We start from the raw sequence: 20,314 nt of genomic DNA on the forward strand, positions 1-20,314 counted from the left end.
TATAACATTTGAAGGGTGTGCAAGACGTGAAGAAACAACTTGCAGGCTTGCCGGTACACGTTCATTTCGTAACAGAAATCCGTGAAGGGGCGAGGAAGGAAACCGTTGCTTTTGAAGCAAATGGTCAATACTATGTAAAAGGTCAAGGTACATATATAACATTCCAGGAGCCGAACGAACAAGGCGAAGTGAAAACAATTATTAAAATTCAAGATGAACAAGTTCTCATTATGCGTTCAGGTGCTATTTCTATGCGTCAGACGCATGTGAAAGGTGAATGGACAACTGGTACGTATACGAGTGAACTTGGTACGTTTGCGTTGCAAACGAAAACTGATAACGTTCTTTTTAAATGGTCGGATGAAAAGAAAAAAGGACAACTCTTCTTAACGTACGCATTGCTTCTAAGTGAACAAGAAGCTGGCAGATATACAATTACAATTAATTTGAAGGAGGCAAAATAATGAATTCTTTAGAACAAGTAAAAGGATTGATTAAAGAAGAAATTCAGGCTGCTGTATTAAAGGCAGAACTAGCGACAGAAGAACAAATTCCAAACGTTGTATTAGAATCTCCAAAAGATAAAACAAATGGTGACTTCTCTACAAATATGGCAATGCAACTTGCACGCGTTGCGAAAAAAGCACCTCGTATGATTGCAGAAGAATTAGTTGCAAACTTCGATAAAGCAAAAGCTTCTATTGAAAAAATTGAAATCGCAGGTCCTGGTTTCATTAACTTCTACATGGATAATAGCTACTTAACAGACTTAATCCCAACAATTGTTAACGCTGGCGAAGCTTACGGTGAAACGAATACTGGTAAAGGTGAAAAAGTACAAATTGAGTTCGTATCTGCGAACCCAACAGGTGACCTTCACTTAGGACATGCACGTGGTGCGGCAGTAGGTGACACTTTATGTAACGTATTAGCAAAAGCAGGGTACGATGTATCTCGTGAGTACTACATTAATGACGCTGGTAACCAAATTCATAACTTAGCCCTTTCTGTTGAAGCTCGTTACATGCAAGCTTTAGGTCTAGAGAAAGAAATGCCAGAAGACGGATACCATGGTGCGGACATCATTGGAATCGGTAAGCTTTTAGCTGAAGAATTTGGTAATCGTTATGCAAAAGCTGATGCAGAAGAAAGCTATGAGTTCTATCGTTCATACGGTTTAAAATATGAGTTAGCAAAACTTCAAAAAGACTTAGAAAGCTTCCGTGTTAAGTTCGATGTATGGTTCTCAGAAACATCATTATACAAAAACGGAAAAATCGATGCTGCACTTGCAGTATTAAAAGAGCGTGATGAGATCTTTGAAGAAGGCGGAGCAACTTGGTTCCGTTCAATGACTTACGGTGACGACAAAAACCGTGTGTTAATTAAAAATGACGGTTCTTACACATACTTAACGCCAGATATCGCTTACCATCGTGATAAATTAGAGCGTGGTTTCGATAAGCTAATCAACATTTGGGGTGCTGACCACCACGGTTACATTCCTCGTATGAAAGCTGCAATTCAAGCGCTAGGTTACGATAAAGAAACACTTGAAGTAGAAATCATCCAAATGGTACAACTGTACCAAAATGGTGAAAAAATGAAGATGAGTAAGCGTACAGGTAAAGCAGTTACACTTCGTGAGCTTATGGAAGAAGTAGGCGTGGACGCAATGCGTTACTTCTTCGCAATGCGTAGTGGTGATTCTCATTTAGACTTCGATATGGACTTAGCTGTATCAAAATCTAATGAAAACCCAGTATACTATGCACAATATGCTCATGCTCGCGTATGCAGTATCCTTCGTCAAGGTGAAGAGTTAGGATTAGCTACAGGCGGAGACGTGAATTACAAACTTGTTACTTCTGAGAAAGAAGTAGAGTTACTGAAAAAACTTGGTGAATTCCCAGCTGTAGTTGCGGATGCAGCGCAAAAACGTCTGCCACACCGCATTACAAGCTATGCATTTGAATTAGCAGCAGCATTACACAGCTTCTACAATGCAGAAAAAGTATTAAACCAAGATAACTTAGAATTAAGTAAAGCTCGTTACGAATTAATGAAAGCAGTACGCACTACACTTCAAAATGCATTAGCAATCGTAGGAGTATCTGCACCAGAAAAAATGTAATAAAGAAGAGCAGAAGCGGATCGTTTAGAAAAGTAGAAGCTTATAAAAAGGCAATCACAATAACATGTGGTTGCCTGTTTTGATTGAATGTATTAGAAAATGAAAGGATATCGCTTTGCAGTATGATAAAGATACGACAGTAACGTTTTCATATGAAACAGATGCGAAACGTGGCAACTTATGTTTTAGCTTGTATGAGGAACAAGGTGAAAAAATAAAGGAATTAAAAGAAGTATGTGAGTTTAAAAAAGGTGTTTTTACAGCCACTTTAAAAGAAAATAAAAAATATACATTTAATATAAGTGGTTTGAAAGTGAAAGATGGTTTTGTAAAAGTAGATTGGAAAGAAGAATAAAATGTAAAGAAGCCACCAAGTAATTGGTGGCTTTGATTTGTATTAAGCAGCTTTTTGACCTGTTTGAGTAACAGGTTTTTGAAGGGTGTTATAAACACCAGCTCCGATAACTTCTAATGCCATTTTCATACGTTCGGGTGAAATGTTCTCAAATACATTATCTTGAGGCGTGTGATATACCTTTTCGATATGATAGATTAATGGATTCCAACTATCGACACCCATCCAAATAAATAGTGCAGAAGGAATACCCACTTCAGCAAATGGTACGTGATCACTAGAGCCGAATTTTCCTTGAAGAACGAGATCACTATTTAATTGTTTACCTGCTTGTAAGGCAGCATCTGTTACAAGGTTCGTTGATCCATCAGGAGTCATTGCATATAAATTCTTTGCTTTATCATAATTTGTTGCAACCATGTCTGCGTTAAAGACACCTAAAATTCGATCGCGTTCTTTTTGGGACAGACTATTAACATAATAATCAGAGCCAAGTAAGCCAGTTTCTTCAGAACCAAAAGCAATAAAACGAATTTCTTTATCAGTTTCTACATTTTGAAAAGCACGAGCTAATTCTAATACTAATCCTGTACCAGAAGCATTATCATTTGCTCCAGGTGCTCCAACGACACTATCATAGTGTGAACTTACAACAACAGCTTTTTCATTACCTGTGCTATTTTTTGGTTTCTTTTTAGCGATGACATTTAGGGATGTTAAATTAGATTCATGTCTCGCTTTTAGGGAAAGCATTGTTGTCTCTTTTTTAGCAATTTCTTCTTTAAACGCATTTCCTTGAGCATAAGCAAGACCAAAGACGGGGATAGACTGCTTTTTAGTTAAGCGAGGATTGAAGGTTTGTCCGTAGTTTCCACGACCTCCAATTAAGCTGTATAAAAGCACACCTTTTGCCCCTTTACTAACAGCATTTTCAACTTGTTTATTATAATCTGCTACTGTTGCACCTCTTTCGAATAAAACAATTTTCCCGTTTACCTCATTTGGAATATCGTCCATCTTTGTACCACCTTGAACAAAGATAAGCGGAGCTGTAACAGCTTCTGTAGAAATCAGTGCATTTGGAGCAGCACCAGCTTGCCAATTACGCTTTGTGGATAATGGTGATTCGATAAATCCAACGTATTGATCCGGCACTTGAAAGGGCTGATATTCTACCTCATATCCCATTGATTTAAGCTTCATACCAACATAGCGAGAAGCCCATTCTTCTGATTTTGTACCACCTGGTCGGGGACCGATTGTTTCGGATAAGAAACGGATATGCTCGATGGCGCGGCTTGCATCAACTTGTTTTGTAATAGATGGAGTTTGTGTAATTTCTGACGTGGAATCAGCTTTTGCTTGTCCGATTGGAGCTAAGCTAACGGCGAGTGATACAGCAAGCAAGGAGCTTACTATTTTTTGTTTCAGTGATTTTCTCATTTTTTCCTCTCCCATTCTTCTATTCTCTCTGACTGACAAAAGAAGACGGATAACGACTATATTTTACCTTTATATGTATGAATTTTCAATAAATGTATGTTGAGAAATAAAAAACGCTATATGCACATTTGCATATTTTCAGCGGATATATGTATGCTATCATTTTAAATGAAGGATCGCTTTCAGTTTTGAAGGCACCTACATTGCATGAATCTAGTGTACCCAAACTTTAGATTATGTGGGGAAAAGAGATCTGTTATAGGGTTTCTTTTCTTTTGTTTGAATCATGTGATGATAACTATGTTTCCGCATTTCATAATTATCGTCAGTGATATATGTAAGGCATCCATATGAAAATACGAGGCTGTTCAAAGGTTTTCCGTACTTTTGGACAGCCTCACCCCGTTAAAAAGGTGATACTTTGATGTATCACCTTTTTATTTTTATAAGCTTTCTGCTTATGGGGATATTACATAATTAAAAACAGCCGCTTTGGTAGAAGGAATCTACAAAACGGCTATTTTTTATTATATTTCTGTTAAAATAATCGGTTCACCGCGTGTTACAACAACTGTATGTTCACATTGTGCAACAAGGCTTTTGTCAGGTGTAACGAATGTCCAACCATCGTCACCGCGCTCAATAATATGATCAGCTTTCATAGAAATGAATGGTTCTACAGCGATAACAAGACCATCCTTTAGAAGCGCATTATCCATTGGATCAAAATAGCTTAAAATGTGGTTGGGTGCTTCATGTAAGCTAAGACCAATACCGTGACCAGTTAAGTTTTGAATCACATTGTATCCATTTTTATGTGCAAAGTTTGAAACAGCACGACCAATTTGATTTTGTTTTGATCCAGCTTTTACTTTTTTCATTGCTTCCCAAAATGCATCTACTGCAGCTTGGCATAGCTTTTCTTTTTCTTCATCTTCTCCAAGAACAAATGAGATACCTGTATCTGCATAATAGCCGTCAAGTGCTGCCGATACGTCTACGTTTACTAAATCGCCTTCTTTTAATATACGATCGCCTGGAATACCGTGAGCAACTTCTTCGTTTACACTAATGCAAGTTACACCTGGGAATTTATATTCTTTTTCAGGCGCTGAAATAGCACCGTTCTCGTCTAATACTTTTTTACCAATTAAATCAAGCTCTTTCGTTGTCATACCTGGCTTCGCTTGTTTTTTCATTTCTTCGCGTGCAAGTGCAACGATGCGGCCGATTTTTCGTAAACCTTCTAAATCTTGTTCATTACGAATAATCATGAAAACCACTGTCCTTCCTCGAATATATGTCTTATCCGATTGTATCATGTTTGTTTTTGTACTGCTACTCGCGTGCGGTATGCGGGTTGATTCCTCTCATAGAGAATACATGACAATTGTCATATGGATGTCATGACGCATCATACTGTTTCCTAACTTTTCCAGAGCATACAATGTAAATATAAGAAACGGCGGGGGTGGAGAGATGGAAAAGATTATTGAAGTAAATGGTGTTTCTAAAACATTTAAACATAAAAAAGCAGTAAATAACGTTTCATTTCATGTGAATAAAGGGCAAATAGTAGCATTACTTGGCCCGAATGGTGCGGGGAAAACAACGACAATTTCAATGATGCTCGGGTTAAAAGATCCAACAGAAGGGAATATCTCTATATTTGGAAAGAGTCCGAAGCATAGAGATGTTCGCAATAGCCTCGGTGCGATGCTGCAAGAAGTAAGTGTGATTGATAGCATCACGGTAGAAGAGGCAATCGAGTTATTCCGTAGTTATTATACGAATCCTGTGGAGAAAGAAACATTACTGCAGTTGTCAAACTTAGAATCAGAACGAAAGCAAAGATGTGAGAAATTATCGGGCGGTCAAAAAAGAAGGTTAAATTTTGCACTGGCACTTGCAGGGAACCCAGACTTGTTATTTTTAGATGAACCAACTGTAGGGATGGACATTACATCTCGAAAAACGTTTTGGGAAACGATTCAAAAATTAGCAAGTGAAGGGAAAACGATTATTTTAACAACACATTATTTAGAAGAAGCGGATGCGTTAGCAGATCGAATTTTATTATTTGCGAACGGAAAGATTATCGCAGATGGCACACCGGATGAGATGAAAGCGACGATTTCTCGAAAAACAATCTCGTTTTATTCGAAAGAGAAAATTCCTAAGAGTTTACTAAAGGAATTACCGCATGTAACAGAAGTACAGTCAAATGAAGGGCGCTTCACTTTAACGACGGAAGATACAGATGCCACTTTACAAGCAATTTATCAGAGGAATCTACCTGTAACAGACGTTTCAGTTGAACGTGGGAGCCTCGATGAAGCATTTGAACAGTTTGTTGCAAATCAGAAGGAGGGAATCGCATGAGAGCATTATGGATGCAATGTAAAATAGAGGTTTTACGTACGTTCCGCAATAAATTATTCATCTTTTTCTCATTATTAATGCCAGTTATGTTTTATTACATCTTTACAAATGTTATTCAAGTCCCGCAAAACGGAGATGCATGGAAAGCACATTATTTAATTTCAATGGCGACGTTCAGTATTGTAGGGACTGCTCTTTTTAGTTTCGGTGTGAGACTTTCTCAGGAAAAAGGGCAAGGATGGACACATTTGTTAAAAATTACACCGCTTCCAGAGGGCGCATATTTAGCAGCTAAAATTATTGCTCAAACAGTAGTGAATGCTTTTTCAATTTTAGTTATTTTTATGGCAGGAATATTAATTAATAATGTTGAGTTAACGATAGGCCAATGGATTGGTGCAGGATTATGGTTATTACTAGGCGTGACACCATTTTTAGCCCTTGGAACAGTAATAGGTTCAATTAAGAAGGCGGATGCAGCTGCTGGCTTAGCGAATATTTTAAATATGAGTCTAGCTGTAATCGGTGGATTATGGATGCCAATTGAAGTATTCCCGAAAATTTTAAGATCTATCGGTGAATGGACACCAACATATCATTTCGGAAGTGGTGCATGGGATATTGTAGCTGGAAAGTCGATTGGTTGGGAAAATATCGCGGTACTAGGAGGTTATTTCCTTATATTTGTTGTAGTATCAATATATATAAGAAAAAGACAGGAAGCGGTATAAATGATAGAGAGTAAAAGGTTTGAAGTTTTTCCGAAACAGATGGGTTTCTTCCCGTATATGTGGCTAGTGTATTTATTATTTCCAATCTATAATTTAACGCAAGTATCAGGATGGAAGCTTGTAATAGGGATCGGTATGTTGATAGTCTTCACCGTCACATACCGCCAACTATATTTTGTTAACAAAACGTTCATTTTGTGGGCGTGTATCCAAATGGTGCTCACATTTTTATTTGCTTTATTTTATAATCCCTTTATGATATTGTTCGGATATTTTACGGCGAGTGCGATGGGGTTTGCGCCAAGTAAGAAGGCATTTCGTGTGTTGTTATGTTTATTAGTTGTAATGCTTGGAGCTTTTATATTTGTAAATGTTAATCAACTAACAATCCCGAGTTTAGTGAATATCATTCCGATGTTTATTTTAATGCTTCTTACGCCATTTGGAATGCGTAATTTTAATCAGAAAAAGATGTTGAAAAATCAACTAAACGAAGCAAACGAACAAATTAAAGACTTAGTAAAACGCGAGGAACGGCAGCGAATCGCAAGAGATCTTCATGATACGTTAGGGCATACGTTATCTCTTATTACTTTAAAAAGTCAGCTTGTGGAGAAATTGATTGTGAAGAATCCAGAACGCGCAAGTATAGAGGCGAAGGAGATTACACAAACATCTCGTACTGCTTTAAAACAACTGCGCGAGTTAATTTCTGATATGCGTATGATTACAGTGGAAGAAGAACTTGAGCAAATAAAAGCAATTTTACAAGCGGCTAATATTGAATTAGAAGTAAAACAAGCAGCTAATTCTAGTGCGTTATCACCAATTGAACAAAATATTTTAGGAATGTGTTTACGTGAGGCAGTTACGAATATCGTAAAGCATAGTAAGGCGACGGAGTGCATTGTATCTGTATTAGAATCGCAAGGTGAACTGATTTTGAAAGTAGAGGATAATGGCGTAGGTTTGGAAAATCAAAATCATGATGGAAACGGTATTCGCGGTATGAAGGAGCGGATCGCCCTTATTGATGGGTTTGTTGAACTAAATACGATAAATCCAGGGACACTATTAATAGTAAAAGTACCAGTTGTTATTAGAACAGGAAAAGATGAGGTGAGGGCATGATTCGAATTATTATTGCAGAAGATCAACGAATGCTTCGTGGTGCATTAGGAGCCCTACTTGATCTAGAAGATGATATTGAAGTAGTTGGGCAGGCTGCGAATGGGGAAGAGGCGTTAAAATTAATCGAATCGCTAAAGCCTGATATAAGTATTATGGATATTGAAATGCCGATTCAAAGTGGTTTAGATGTTGCTGAAGCGCTGAAGAAGGAAAAGTCACTTTGTAAAGTAATGATTTTAACAACATTTGCACGACCAGGTTATTTTGAACGGGCAATGAAAACTGGTGTTCACGGGTATTTATTAAAGGATAGCCCAAGCGAGGACTTGGCTTCAGCAATTCGAAATGTCATGAAAGGGAAGCGAGAAATTTCGCAGGAGCTAATGTTTGGCTTATGGCAGGAACAAAATCCGTTATCAGATCGTGAAAAAGAAGTGCTGGTACTTGCGAAAGAAGGAAAGACAACCAATGAAATTGCTAAGATGCTCTATCTTTCGCCTGGTACAGTGCGTAATTATATTTCGGAAGTATTAGCGAAACTGGAAGCGAAAAATAGAATTGAGGCAATTACAATTGCAGAAGAAAAGGGATGGATATGAAAGGAAGTTTACCTACGAGTGGTAAACTTCTTTTTTCTTATAAACAAGTATTTCAATAGAGAGTTTCGTCGCAGTCGCATCGCTCAGAATTTGAAGTATATCGCGTAATTTAGATTTTACTTCATTTTTCGACAAGAAGTTTGTTATAGTAAGATTAGGTTGTTGGTCTAAATTTTGGACAACTTTACCACTAACAGTTGTAATTACTCCATTTTTATCTACTTTTACAATAAGATCTTGGCCATATACTTTATAATTTTCGTAAGTTTGTGCAAGGCGAACTTCGGTTTGATTTTCTTTTGTTTCTTTATTTGTAGGTTGGGAATCTACATTCATTTCAGTTGTCACTCACTCTTGTTGAGCTTTAGCCTCATTTATCTCACCCTTTAAATACTTTTTCGCCATATATTTTTGTATCATTTTGAGGTTGTGTTAATTTTTAAATCGTTAAACTAGGCTGAGCAATTTCAACGTTTACTTCATTTCTATCTAGTTCTTGGGTGTGAATAGCTTCTGCTGATAAAGGATAAAGAAGACCGAATGTAACGAAAGCACGGGCAAATTTTCTATAATTCACCTATAAAATTACTAGTCTTATTATATTATGTGAGATGGATTGTATGAAAAATTTGCCGAATTTTATATATATTATGCATTATTTCATATCAAAAATTGTCGAATTCACATTATTGTAGTGGTATGACAACTCAAAAAATTAGATTGTTATAATGGGATGGTGAGTAAGTATGCACGCAGAAAAACTAGGAAGTGAAATTAAGAAAATTAGGGTGATGAGAGGATTAACACAAAAGCAGTTATCCGAGAACATATGTCATCAATCGGAAGTGAGTCGAATTGAATCGGGCGCGGTATACCCAAGTATGGATATATTGCAAGGTATTGCAGCGAAATTACAAGTTCCTATTATTCACTTTTATGAGGTACTTATTTATTCTGATATTGAAAGAAAAAAGTTATTTAAAGATAGAATTCAAATGTTGAGTAAGAAGAAACAATATGCTGAAATTTATAGCATTGTTTCAAATGAATTAAAAAAAGAAAAGTTTCATCCAGAATTTAATCAGTTTCTTCTTTGGTACTATTACTTATCTGCATATGTTTTACAGAAAATTAATTTTGAATATTGCATTTTAGAGTTAAAAAAAATTGTACATCAATCATACGGAGGGATAGATGTATTTCAAAATTTATATATTGAAAATTCTATTGCAAGTATTTGTGCAGAAAATAATCAATTAGATAGGGCAATAACTTCATTTCAAGCTATTTTAGAACGGTTAGAATCGCTACATAATAATGAGGCATTCACAGTTAAAGTTCGATACAATTATGCAAAAGCTTTATATTTGAGTGATCAGTTTGAAGAGGCATTGTATCAAGTAAATGAAGCGATTGAAGCTTCTCGGTATATGGGAAGTATGGAATTAATCGGTCAATTGTATTATCAAAAGGGCGAGTGTCTTGAGAAATTAGAGTATTCATCAGATGATATTAAAGAAGTGTATAAAAAAGCGTCTTTCTTCTTTGATTTATTAGATTTACATTCTTACAAAGAGACGTTATTAAAAAAAAAGAAGTATTTAAATTAAAATGATTTGGAATATGTATAGTGGTATATTTCGTAAGTTACATCTACAAAAAGTAATGGAATATCCAAAAAATGGGTATGCATAATTGCATAAGTTATGGATAAATTTTCATGATATATTAAAAGAAAACGATGTGGGTGATGGAATATGAAAAAACTACTTATTGGTAGTCTATTAACGTTAGCAATGGCATGGGGTATTTCATTAACAGATACAGCTTTAGAGAAAAGCCAAGTAATTTCTCATAATGATCAAGAGGTACAATTAGCTTCAGATTTGCCATTTGAACATTAAAAAAACAACCGTCTTACTTAGACGGTTGTTTTTTCGTGGAGTAACATCCAAACATCTTTACTAGAAACAGGCTTGCTAAAGAGGAATCCTTGAATATGGTCACAGTTTTGTTCGTGTAAAAACTTCCATTGTTCTTCTGTTTCTACACCTTCCGCAATAACCTCTAAATTTAATTCTTTCGATAGCTTAATAATGGAAGCGATAATCGCTTCTTCTAAAGGGCTATTTGTAATTCCACAAATAAACTCTCGGGCAATTTTTAATGTATTGATTGGATATTTCGTTAAATAAGCTAAAGAACTGTAACCAGTTCCAAAGTCATCGATTGAAATTTGAATACCGAGATTTTGAAGTTGCTCTAGTTTTGCAACTACAGATTGATTTTGATTAATGGCAATACTTTCTGTAATTTCAATATCCAGTGCTTCCGGTTTTAGTTCTGTTTCTTCTAAAACCTTTGAAATAGTTGGGATTAAATCTGCATGGTTAAATTGAACAACAGATAAATTTACACCAACCTTTAAGTGAGAAAATCCTTGGTTATGCCACTTTTTTGCTTCTAAGCAGGCGGTACGTAAAATCCAATTACCAAGTTCAATAATAAATCCTGTTTCCTCTGCTAGAGGAATAAATTGGGCAGGTGATACAATTCCGAGTTTTGGATGTTTCCAGCGAATTAATGCCTCAAAACCGATAATTTGTTTTGTTTTTGTATTTACTTGTGGTTGATACTCAAGGAAAAATTCATTTTGTTGCAAAGCCTTTGAAAGTTCACCTTCTAGGAAGTGTAGTTCATTTTGCGCAACACTCATTTCTTTTGAGAAGAAAATGAATCTATTTTTCCCATTAGCTTTTGCCCGGTACATAGCCATATCTGCATTTTTCATTAATTCGGTTACATCGGTTCCGTATTCCGGAAACATTGCAATTCCAATACTCGGTGTAACAGAAAGTTCTTCATCCTTAATGAAGTAAGGCTTATTTAAGATGGTTAAAATTTGTTCGGCTATAAAAGCAGCACTTTTTTCAGAGTACATATCGGGTAATAGGATCGTAAATTCATCTCCGCCTTGGCGGGCAACGATATCTTTTGAACGCAAACATCCACGTAATCTTTTTGCTACTTCAATTAATAATAAATCTCCGACATCATGACCGAGTCGATCGTTAATTTTTTTAAATCGATCTAAGTCGAGGAACATGACGGCAACGTCATTAGTGTTGTTTTGCGCTGTATTTAAAATCGTTTTTAAATCTTTTTCGAATTTTCGTCGATTCGGTAGTCCTGTAAGTGCATCATGGAAAGCCAAATGCTCTACTTGTTTTTGTTTTTCATATAAAGTTGTAATATCACGTGCTATACCAAACATCCCAACAACTTCTTTATTTATAAAAATAGGGATGAATGTAATGTGAAGATAATAATAATAGCCTTCTTTTTCTTTTGTTCGAATTTCTAGAGTTTGTGGCCTACCTTCTTTTGTACTTTGTAAAGATTTCTTCAATAATTCATGATCTTGTGGATCGATGAAGTGTAGAAGAGAATAGCTTGTTACTTCACAGTAATAGGCTGTAAATAAACTTTCACAAGCCTTATTAGATTGTTGAAAAATCCCGTTCATATTTAAAGAAAAAACAGCATCAGGATGATCTTCGAATAAAGACTTATAACGCTGTTCACTTTTTGATAGGGCAGATGCACCTTCTTCGACCTTTCCTTCTAGTTGTGTAGTCAACTGTTCGTACGTATCGATTAATACTTGATTATCTTTCCACATGTAAAGTTGTCGTAGGAATAATAAGATTAGTGATAATACTAGACCGATTAGCATGAACTTATCGTCCCAAGGCTGAATGACAATAAAGGAAAAAGTAATGATTATACTAAAATAAGGTAATATAAAGCGTACATAATCGAATCGATAATACTTCATTTTCGTTTCATGTTGCATTGGTTTATCCAAAATGTACAGTATGGACGATAAACCGATTAGTAAAATCGAAGCAGTGTGTATTAAATAAGAGACTTCAGAAGAAGTTTCCATTCCTTTGTTTAATTGGAACAGATGTATATATCCGTACACACGTATGATAGTAAAGCCGATAATTAATGAGATTCTACTAGAAGAATATTGTTCTCTCCTATATAGGCTAATAACGGCGTAAATTACTAATGATTGTGCGATAAAATACCCAATCAAAAGCCACGTGTCCGTCGTCAACATACGAAAGCTAGAAATATCTAAAATAAAGGTTAGGGTAAAATAAATATTCATAATAACAATGAAGATGCTATCGAATGAAAATTGAGCAAGACCTCTAATGGAGTAATGTTTTATAAACTTTATAGCAAAGCCAGAAAAAAGCAAAATATATTGTATGATGAAAAAAGGTAGTGCTTTATATGAGAATATGACTTGATCATAAATAGAAAGTGACTGAAGAAATAAAGTTATTTCCATAATTAGTCCACATATGCAAGTGCATAGTAGTAAAACCCAAAATAGTTTGTCACTGCTTTTCATCTTCTTAATTGCTTTATATAAGCAATAGCAAGAAAAGAGTGCCGCAAAGCAAAATAAGAAAAGAATTCCAATTTCTTTTATATTTAAATTCCTAGGGATAAGAAATATCCAAAGAGAAAATATAATTATATACATCATGACAAAGTGTACATATTTTTTTTGATTAATCATATTATGACTCCGTTTCAATAAAGTTGAATCACAGGTGGAAAATGCTAATTCCAATCATAGCATATAAAATAGGGTGTTTTTTACTATAAAAATTACTTTTTTTGAAAAAAATAGCGCAACATTACAATTTACCATTGCAATGTTGCGCTATTTATTCTTTTTATTCCTCTTATAGAGGATAGTTCACATATTAATTGTAGCATTGCTAAATCTTTCTGTTTACTTTCAATCATAATATCGAAATTATGATCAATTTTTTTTGTAATGTGTAAAAAAGGTTTAATAAAGTCTAAATCAATATAACCTGCGTGGGCCCTAAATTCTTTTTCTGATTTAGGAGAAGAAATATGAACTTTAGGAGGGACATTTGTATGTGACCAAGTTTTAAATATCATAGGAAGTAATTCTTCTAGCGGTTCATTACAAAGGTTCGCTATGTGATGATGATAATCGAACACGAAAGGGATTTTTTCTTTTTGGCAAATAGCCAAAGTTTCAGAAGTTGTATACGTTTTATCATCATTTTCAAGAGTCATTTGTTTTTTTATATGGTAAGGAAGTTTCTGTATGTTTTCATGAAAACGTTCGATTGCTTTCTCCTTATTTCCATACGCGCCACCTACATGGATATTAATGTAGGAAGAATCTGCAATTCCCATAGCATGTAACACGTTATAATGATAGGTCATATCTGTAATTGCATTAGTTGTAATATGTGGTTTGTCGCTTGTAAATAGTGTGAATTGATTTGGGTGAAAACTTACGCGTAAATTGTGTTCTTGAATTAATGCTCCTATCTTACGCCATAGTGGAGCGAATAGTTGAATGTAATCAAATTCAACTTCAGGGTGTGTTGCAAGCGGAACGATAGAAGACGATAAACGATATAATGGAATTTCGTGTGCAATATTGTAATGAAGGATGCGTATTGTATGTTCTAGATTTTGTAGTGTGACATTATATAATTTATCTTCACGCTCTTGTTTTTTTAGTTTTTTCCAGCTTGTAAATGTCATTGTTTTGGCAGGCGAACAGTCCCAGAGTGCCATTGCATGCGAGACATATCCAAACCGTATAATCATAAAGGATACACCTCTTTTATTCATCGACTTTCCTATAAGAAGAACGCAAGTATCGTTCCTATCCATTCTTTGCCCCTATCAATAAGGGAAAGCGGGTTGACATCGTCAAAGGAAAGTAATGACGTATTTTTTAGATCTTCATGGAATTTATTTTTAACTTCTTGTATGAAATGTTTATCGTATAAAAGGCAGTTGATTTCATGATTAATATATAAACTTCTCATATCAAAATTAGCAGTTCCGATATCACAAATATGATCGTCTACTATAATGATTTTTGCGTGAAAAAACCCTTGCTGAAAAGCGTAAATATTACAACCAGCCTGTATTAACTTTCGGCAATATGGGAATTTTGCTTCTCGAACGAGGGCGTGATCAGCCTTTTGTGGAACGAGAATAGTTATTTGAACCCCACGTTTTTGTGCGTTTAATAATGCGTTCATAATTTTTTTTCCAGGAATGAAATAGGGTGTACCGATAAAGATTTCTTTTTTCGCGCTTTCGATTAATTGTAAAAATGTATTTTGTAAATAGGCACCATCAGTAGGGATAAAACGATGTAGAACGGTCCCTGGTTGTTGCTTAGGAAAATAAAGAGATGAATCTAATAAATTTTGGCCTGTGTCGTCGAGCCAATCATGTAAAAATTGTTTTTGTAAATCTTGTATCCCTTCTCCTGTAAGACGTAAATGATAATCTCGCCATAATCCTAACTTTTGATTATGTCCTAAATATTCCTCGCCAATATTAAATCCACCAATATAGCCAATTTCCCCGTCAATAACTGTAATTTTTCTATGATTTCTTTGATTTGCAGAAAAGAAAGGAAAAGGAAATTTTACTTTGTGACAAAATGAAAAAGAGACACCATGCTTTTGTAGCGAGTAAATCGCTTCTTTTGATAAATAATGACTGCCAAACCGGTCGAGTAAAAGTCTTACTTCAATCCCTTCTTGTGCTTTATCGATAAGTAACTTTAAAAACTTACGACTTATCTCATCGTTTTTTACAATGAAAAATAAAACGTGTACATGGTGTTTCGCCTGTTTTATATCAGTAAAAAGGGCGTCATACAAATCTTTTCCGTATGTATAAAGGTGAAAATCACTTTGACGTAAAGGGAAAGAACGAGAACGTACACGCTTTAAATGAACAATTCTCCCATAAGAAAGATCGATTGTAATCCAGAGAGCGCTACCTATTAACAAGAGAGATAAGAAGAACATAAGTAAATTCCCTCCTTCACGGTCTTTTCACCATCAGTTTTTTATAAATCCGAATTTCACTTTACCCCGATTGGTGTGGGCTAATAGTCAGTAGGGAATAAAAAGCTCCCTACCGATTAAAGTTTCACTTTATAGTTTCACCCAAATAAACAGCTTTATTAAAAAATGTGTTGTTGTATAACAAAAAACTGTTGACTGAATGCTCACTCATTATATAATGGAAATAGGGGATACAATTCAGAAAATTATATATTTTCGAAGATTCTAAAAAAGAACGAGGGCTTACAAAGAGAGGGGTAGCATAAAAATGAATAGCTTACTAATCATTAATTGGCTGGCTGCCATTGCTGTTATTGCTTATGCGGGATATTTGTTTGTATATCTTATACGAACGAGGATGGCCTACATACAATTAGGAAAAAAGATTGAATTTGACCGTCGTTTTAAAGAGCGTTGGGATCTTCTTAAGGTCAATGTTTTCGGTCAGAAAAAGCTGCTGAAAGATAAAAAGAGCGGCATCATTCACGTTATGTTCTTTTACGGATTTATTCTTGTCCAATTTGGAGCAATTGACTTCGTTTGGAAAGGGCTCGCACCAGGATCACATCTTCCACTTGGACCACTATATCCTGCATTTACATTCTTCCAGGAAATTGTCACACTTGTTATTTTAATCGCAGTCTTTTGGGCTTTTCATAGACGCTATGTTGAAAAGCTTGTTCGTTTAAAACGTAATTTCAAATCAGGTCTTGTTCTTATCTTTATTGGTGGCTTAATGATCTCTGTGCTACTCGGTAACGGGATGGGAATTATATGGCACGGCGAGGAGCTTTCATGGAGTGAACCAATTGCTTCTGCAATCGCTTACGTTTTCTCAGGTATAAATGAAACCGTAGCCATTTCATTGTTCTATTTCTCTTGGTGGGTGCATCTATTAATTTTGTTAACGTTTTTAGTTTATGTACCACAATCAAAACATGCGCATTTAATTGCTGGACCAGTTAACGTATTTTTTGGTCGTCTTTCAAATCCAGGAAAACTTGAAAAAATAGATTTTGAAGATGAAACGCAAGAAACATTCGGTGTTGGTAAAATTGAAGACTTTAGACAAAATCAACTTATCGACTTATATTCTTGTGTCGAATGTGGTCGTTGTACAAATATGTGTCCAGCAACAGGAACAGGGAAAATGTTATCACCGATGGATTTAATTTTAAAACTTCGTGATCATTTAACTGATAAAGGAGCAGCGGTAACATCAAAAGCACCGTGGGTTCCAGTTGTTGCTTTTAATAATACACAAGGAAATCAGTTAGCGATGATGGCAGCTGGAAAAGGACAACAAGAATCAGCAGCTACAGCGTTGGCTTACGATCCGAGCTTAATCGGAGATGTTATTACAGAAGAAGAGATTTGGGCATGTACAACGTGCCGTAACTGTGAAGATCAGTGTCCAGTTATGAATGAACATGTTGATAAAATTATTGATTTACGCCGCTATCTCGTTTTAACAGAAGGGAAAATGGATGCAGAGGCGCAGCGTGCAATGACAAACATTGAGCGTCAAGGTAATCCGTGGGGACTGAACCGTAAAGAGCGTGAAACATGGCGTCAAGGTGATGATGAAGTAACAGTTCCAACTGTAAAAGAGAAATCAAAAGCTGGCGAAGAGTTTGAATACTTATTCTGGGTTGGATCAATGGGTTCGTATGACAACCGCAGTCAGAAGATTGCGATATCATTTGCGAAGCTAATGAACGAAGCAGGCATTTCATTCGCAATTCTTGGTAATAAGGAAAAGAACTCTGGTGATACACCGCGCCGCCTCGGAAACGAATTCGTATTCCAAGAGATGGCAACGAAAAACATTGAAGAATTTGAAAAAGCAGGAGTGAAGAAAATCGTTACGATTGACCCTCATGCTTATAACATTTTTAAAAATGAGTACCCGGACTTTGGCTTACAAGCAGAGGTCTATCATCATACAGAATTACTAGCCCAGTGGGTGAAGGAAGGACGTTTAAAACCTGTCCATTCTATTGAAGAAACAGTTACGTACCATGATTCCTGTTACTTAGGAAGATACAACGAAGTATATGAGGCACCGCGCGATATTCTAAAAGCAATTCCAGGTGTAAACCTTGTAGAAATGGCGCGTAACCGTGAAACGGGAATGTGCTGTGGTGCAGGTGGCGGCTTAATGTGGATGGAAGAAACGGCTGGTTCTCGTATTAACGTTGCTCGTACAGAACAAGCGTTGGCTGTACAACCGTCAATTATCGGCACAGGATGCCCATATTGCTTAACGATGATTAGTGACGGTACGAAAGCGAAAGAAGTTGAAGAAACAGTTCAAACTCTGGACGTAACAGAGATTTTAGAACGATCAGTTATCGGACAGAAGAAAGAAGCAATCTAGTTTGTGGGAATGCATACAACTTTAGAAAGAGGTGCAATTATTGCACCTCTTCTCAACGTAGGAATACCGAGCGAGCGCTCGGCGTTAAAAAAAGAAGTGGGGGAAAGAAACATGAGTAAAACAGTTATTTTAAGTGCTGCAAGAACACCGGTTGGAAAATTTGGAGGAACTTTAAAAGACGTGAAAGCAACAGAACTTGGAGGAATCGCAATTAAGGCAGCGCTGGAAAGGGCGAATGTTTCCGCGAATGATGTTGAAGAAGTTATATTTGGAACGGTTATCCAAGGAGGACAAGGACAAATTCCATCACGCCAAGCAGCAAGAGCCGCTGGCATTCCTTGGGAAGTGCAGACGGAAACAGTAAATAAAGTTTGTGCATCAGGGCTTCGCGCAGTTACTTTAGCGGATCAAATTATTCGTACTGGTGACCAATCACTGATTGTAGCTGGTGGAATGGAATCGATGAGTAACAGTCCTTACATTTTACGAGGAGCAAGATGGGGATACAGAATGGGTAACAACGAAGTTATCGATTTAAACGTTGCAGACGGTTTAACATGCGCATTTTCAGGTATACACATGGGTGTTTATGGTGGAGAAGTTGCAAAAGAAGACGGGATCTCTCGCGAAGCACAAGATGAATGGGCATATCGTAGCCATCAACGTGCGGTTTCAGCGCATAGAGAAGGACGTTTTGAAGAGGAAATCGTGCCAGTAACGATTCCGCAAAGAAAAGGCGATCCTATTGTCGTTGCAAAAGATGAGGCGCCACGCGCGGATACAACGATTGAAAAATTAGCGAAATTAAAACCTGTATTTGATAAGACGTCGGCAGTGACAGCGGGTAATGCTCCTGGACTAAATGATGGCGGTGCTGCGCTCGTATTAATGAGTGAAGACAGAGCGAAGCAAGAAGGAAGAAAGCCATTAGCGACAATTTTGGCACATACAGCAATTGCAGTGGAGTCTAAAGATTTCCCAAGAACGCCAGGTTATGCAATTAATGAATTGCTGAAAAAGACAGGTAAGACAATTGAAGATATCGATTTATTCGAGATTAATGAAGCATTTGCAGCGGTAGCAATTGCAAGTACAGAGATTGCAGGAATTGACCCAGACAAATTGAATGTAAATGGCGGTGCAGTGGCAATGGGACATCCGATTGGAGCAAGTGGCGCGCGTATTATCGTTACACTTATCCACGCACTGAAGCAGCGCGGCGGCGGAATTGGAATTGCTTCTATTTGTAGTGGTGGCGGTCAAGGTGACGCAATTATGATTGAAGTTCGTTAATTTACGTGTAGAGGATTTTGGTTTATTAACAACTTATATTAAGGGGGAAGAAAGAATGGGTGTACAAAAAATAGTTGTAATTGGTGCAGGACAAATGGGTTCAGGTATCGCACAAGTGTGTGCAATGGCAGGATATGATGTGAAAGTACAAGATTTAAAGCAAGAGCAATTAGATAGAGGGCTAGCTGTTATTACGAAAAATTTAGCTCGTCAAGTAGAAAAAGGTCGTATGAAGGAAGAAGAGAAAGAAGCGACTTTAAATCGTCTTACATGGACACTCGATTTAAATAGTGTAAAAGAAGCGGATCTTGTTATTGAAGCTGCTGTTGAGAAAATGGATATTAAAAAGAAAATTTTTGCGAATCTAGATGAAATCGCTCCAGAACACGCAATTTTAGCAACGAATACGTCATCGTTACCAATTACGGAAATTGCAGCGGTAACGAAACGTCCTGAGAAAGTAATCGGCATGCACTTTATGAATCCAGTTCCAGTTATGAAACTCGTTGAAATTATTCGTGGTTTGGCTACAGATGATGCAGTGTACGAAACGATTGAGGATATTACGAAAAAAATCGGGAAAGTGCCAGTTGAAGTAAATGATTTCCCAGGGTTTGTATCGAACCGTATTTTATTACCAATGATTAACGAAGCAATCTATACGTTATATGAAGGTGTAGCAACGAAAGAAGCGATTGATGAAGTAATGAAGCTCGGTATGAACCATCCGATGGGGCCACTTACATTAGCTGATTTTATCGGTTTAGATACGTGTTTATACATTATGGAAGTGTTGCATGAAGGATTAGGAGATAGTAAATATCGCCCATGTCCATTATTACGTAAGTATGTGAATGCAGGATGGTTAGGACGTAAAACGGGTCGTGGTTTCTACGTTTACGAATAAAGTCCTCCCTTT

The 20,314-nt window shown here is 36.4% G+C and carries 18 protein-coding genes and 1 pseudogene; 12 read left to right on the forward strand and 7 right to left on the reverse strand.

The genetic code is table 11. The annotated features are described in order from the left end of the window. Positions 1–26 precede the first annotated feature (26 nt). The 3 genes and pseudogenes from Q3V31_RS19560 to Q3V31_RS19570 form a co-directional block, all read left to right on the forward strand. Entirely contained in the window at positions 27–464 is a 438-nt protein-coding gene (locus Q3V31_RS19560) for a YwiB family protein (RefSeq protein ID WP_000744340.1), read from the forward strand. Next, entirely contained in the window at positions 464–2,134 is a 1,671-nt protein-coding gene (gene argS, locus Q3V31_RS19565) for an arginine--tRNA ligase (RefSeq protein ID WP_016130985.1), read from the forward strand. The genes Q3V31_RS19560 and argS overlap by 1 nt, the downstream gene beginning before the upstream one ends. A 103-nt stretch (positions 2,135–2,237) precedes the next feature. Continuing rightward, a pseudogene (locus Q3V31_RS19570) lies at positions 2,238–2,489 on the forward strand (anti-sigma factor); the annotation flags it as partial. 42 nt (positions 2,490–2,531) lie between these two features. Here the strand turns inward: Q3V31_RS19570 and Q3V31_RS19575 are convergent. Next, positions 2,532–3,932, reverse strand: coding sequence for a M28 family metallopeptidase (locus Q3V31_RS19575; RefSeq protein WP_329766435.1), 1,401 nt, complete (start codon positions 3,930–3,932; stop codon positions 2,532–2,534). A 527-nt stretch (positions 3,933–4,459) separates the two neighbouring features. Beyond that, positions 4,460–5,254 carry a type I methionyl aminopeptidase gene (gene map, locus Q3V31_RS19580; protein WP_329766436.1) on the reverse strand — a complete coding sequence of 265 codons (795 nt, stop codon included), beginning with the start codon at positions 5,252–5,254 and terminating at the stop codon, positions 4,460–4,462. 157 nt (positions 5,255–5,411) lie between these two features. Between map and Q3V31_RS19585 the strand changes: the two genes are divergently transcribed. Genes Q3V31_RS19585 through Q3V31_RS19600 form a run of 4 tightly spaced genes read left to right on the forward strand, consistent with a single transcriptional unit; the run spans position 5,412 to position 8,775 of the window. Beyond that, complete coding sequence (locus Q3V31_RS19585) at positions 5,412–6,314, forward strand: ABC transporter ATP-binding protein (RefSeq protein WP_329766437.1); 903 nt, start codon at positions 5,412–5,414, stop codon at positions 6,312–6,314. Next, positions 6,311–7,045, forward strand: a complete 735-nt coding sequence (locus Q3V31_RS19590; RefSeq protein ID WP_001202437.1) for an ABC transporter permease — start codon at positions 6,311–6,313, stop codon at positions 7,043–7,045. Before Q3V31_RS19585 ends, Q3V31_RS19590 begins: the two co-directional genes overlap by 4 nt. After that, entirely contained in the window at positions 7,046–8,176 is a 1,131-nt protein-coding gene (locus Q3V31_RS19595; protein WP_329766439.1) for a sensor histidine kinase, read from the forward strand. Beyond that, a complete protein-coding gene (locus tag Q3V31_RS19600) occupies positions 8,173–8,775 on the forward strand; it encodes a response regulator transcription factor (RefSeq protein ID WP_329766441.1) in 603 nt (200 codons plus the stop codon). The genes Q3V31_RS19595 and Q3V31_RS19600 overlap by 4 nt, the downstream gene beginning before the upstream one ends. A 12-nt stretch (positions 8,776–8,787) precedes the next feature. Here the strand turns inward: Q3V31_RS19600 and Q3V31_RS19605 are convergent, their stop codons facing one another. Together Q3V31_RS19605 and Q3V31_RS19610 are read right to left on the reverse strand one after the other, a co-directional pair. Next, positions 8,788–9,111 (reverse strand): hypothetical protein, encoded by a 324-nt coding sequence (locus tag Q3V31_RS19605; RefSeq protein WP_016130977.1) that lies wholly within the window; start codon positions 9,109–9,111, stop codon positions 8,788–8,790. 103 nt (positions 9,112–9,214) lie between these two features. Beyond that, positions 9,215–9,352 (reverse strand): bacillolysin, encoded by a 138-nt coding sequence (locus Q3V31_RS19610; RefSeq protein WP_071744074.1) that lies wholly within the window; start codon positions 9,350–9,352, stop codon positions 9,215–9,217. 169 nt (positions 9,353–9,521) lie between these two features. Between Q3V31_RS19610 and Q3V31_RS19615 the strand changes: the two genes are divergently transcribed. Then, complete coding sequence (locus tag Q3V31_RS19615) at positions 9,522–10,385, forward strand: helix-turn-helix domain-containing protein (protein ID WP_000542918.1); 864 nt, start codon at positions 9,522–9,524, stop codon at positions 10,383–10,385. 147 nt (positions 10,386–10,532) lie between these two features. Then, complete coding sequence (gene papR / locus Q3V31_RS19620; RefSeq protein WP_000734740.1) at positions 10,533–10,679, forward strand: quorum-sensing peptide PapR; 147 nt, start codon at positions 10,533–10,535, stop codon at positions 10,677–10,679. Positions 10,680–10,696: 17 nt separating this feature from the next. On the opposite strand, the gene Q3V31_RS19625 is transcribed toward papR, so the two are convergent. From Q3V31_RS19625 to cls, 3 genes are all read right to left on the reverse strand, one after another. Then, complete coding sequence (locus Q3V31_RS19625) at positions 10,697–13,375, reverse strand: DUF4084 domain-containing protein (protein WP_329766451.1); 2,679 nt, start codon at positions 13,373–13,375, stop codon at positions 10,697–10,699. A 128-nt stretch (positions 13,376–13,503) separates the two neighbouring features. Further along, positions 13,504–14,457: a UV DNA damage repair endonuclease UvsE gene (gene uvsE / locus Q3V31_RS19630; protein ID WP_000586779.1), complete on the reverse strand. Its 954-nt coding sequence runs from the start codon at positions 14,455–14,457 to the stop codon at positions 13,504–13,506. Positions 14,458–14,489: 32 nt separating this feature from the next. Next, a complete protein-coding gene (gene cls, locus Q3V31_RS19635) occupies positions 14,490–15,683 on the reverse strand; it encodes a cardiolipin synthase (RefSeq protein ID WP_071734734.1) in 1,194 nt (397 codons plus the stop codon). 307 nt (positions 15,684–15,990) lie between these two features. Here cls and Q3V31_RS19640 point away from each other — a divergent pair, with 307 nt between their 5' ends. From Q3V31_RS19640 to Q3V31_RS19650, 3 genes are read left to right on the forward strand one after another with little or no spacing between them, the layout of a single operon-like run. After that, on the forward strand, positions 15,991–18,102 hold the full coding sequence (locus tag Q3V31_RS19640; protein WP_098216109.1) for a (Fe-S)-binding protein: 2,112 nt from the start codon (positions 15,991–15,993) through the stop codon (positions 18,100–18,102). Between the two features lie 9 nt (positions 18,103–18,111). Further along, complete coding sequence (locus Q3V31_RS19645) at positions 18,112–19,395, forward strand: acetyl-CoA C-acetyltransferase (protein ID WP_329767186.1); 1,284 nt, start codon at positions 18,112–18,114, stop codon at positions 19,393–19,395. A 55-nt stretch (positions 19,396–19,450) separates the two neighbouring features. Then, positions 19,451–20,302, forward strand: a complete 852-nt coding sequence (locus Q3V31_RS19650) for a 3-hydroxybutyryl-CoA dehydrogenase (RefSeq protein ID WP_002094337.1) — start codon at positions 19,451–19,453, stop codon at positions 20,300–20,302. The last annotated feature ends 12 nt before the right edge of the window (positions 20,303–20,314 follow it).

It is taken from the genome of Bacillus nitratireducens, from assembly GCF_036320425.1.
Taxonomy (GTDB): Bacteria; Bacillota; Bacilli; order Bacillales; family Bacillaceae_G; genus Bacillus_A; species Bacillus_A nitratireducens.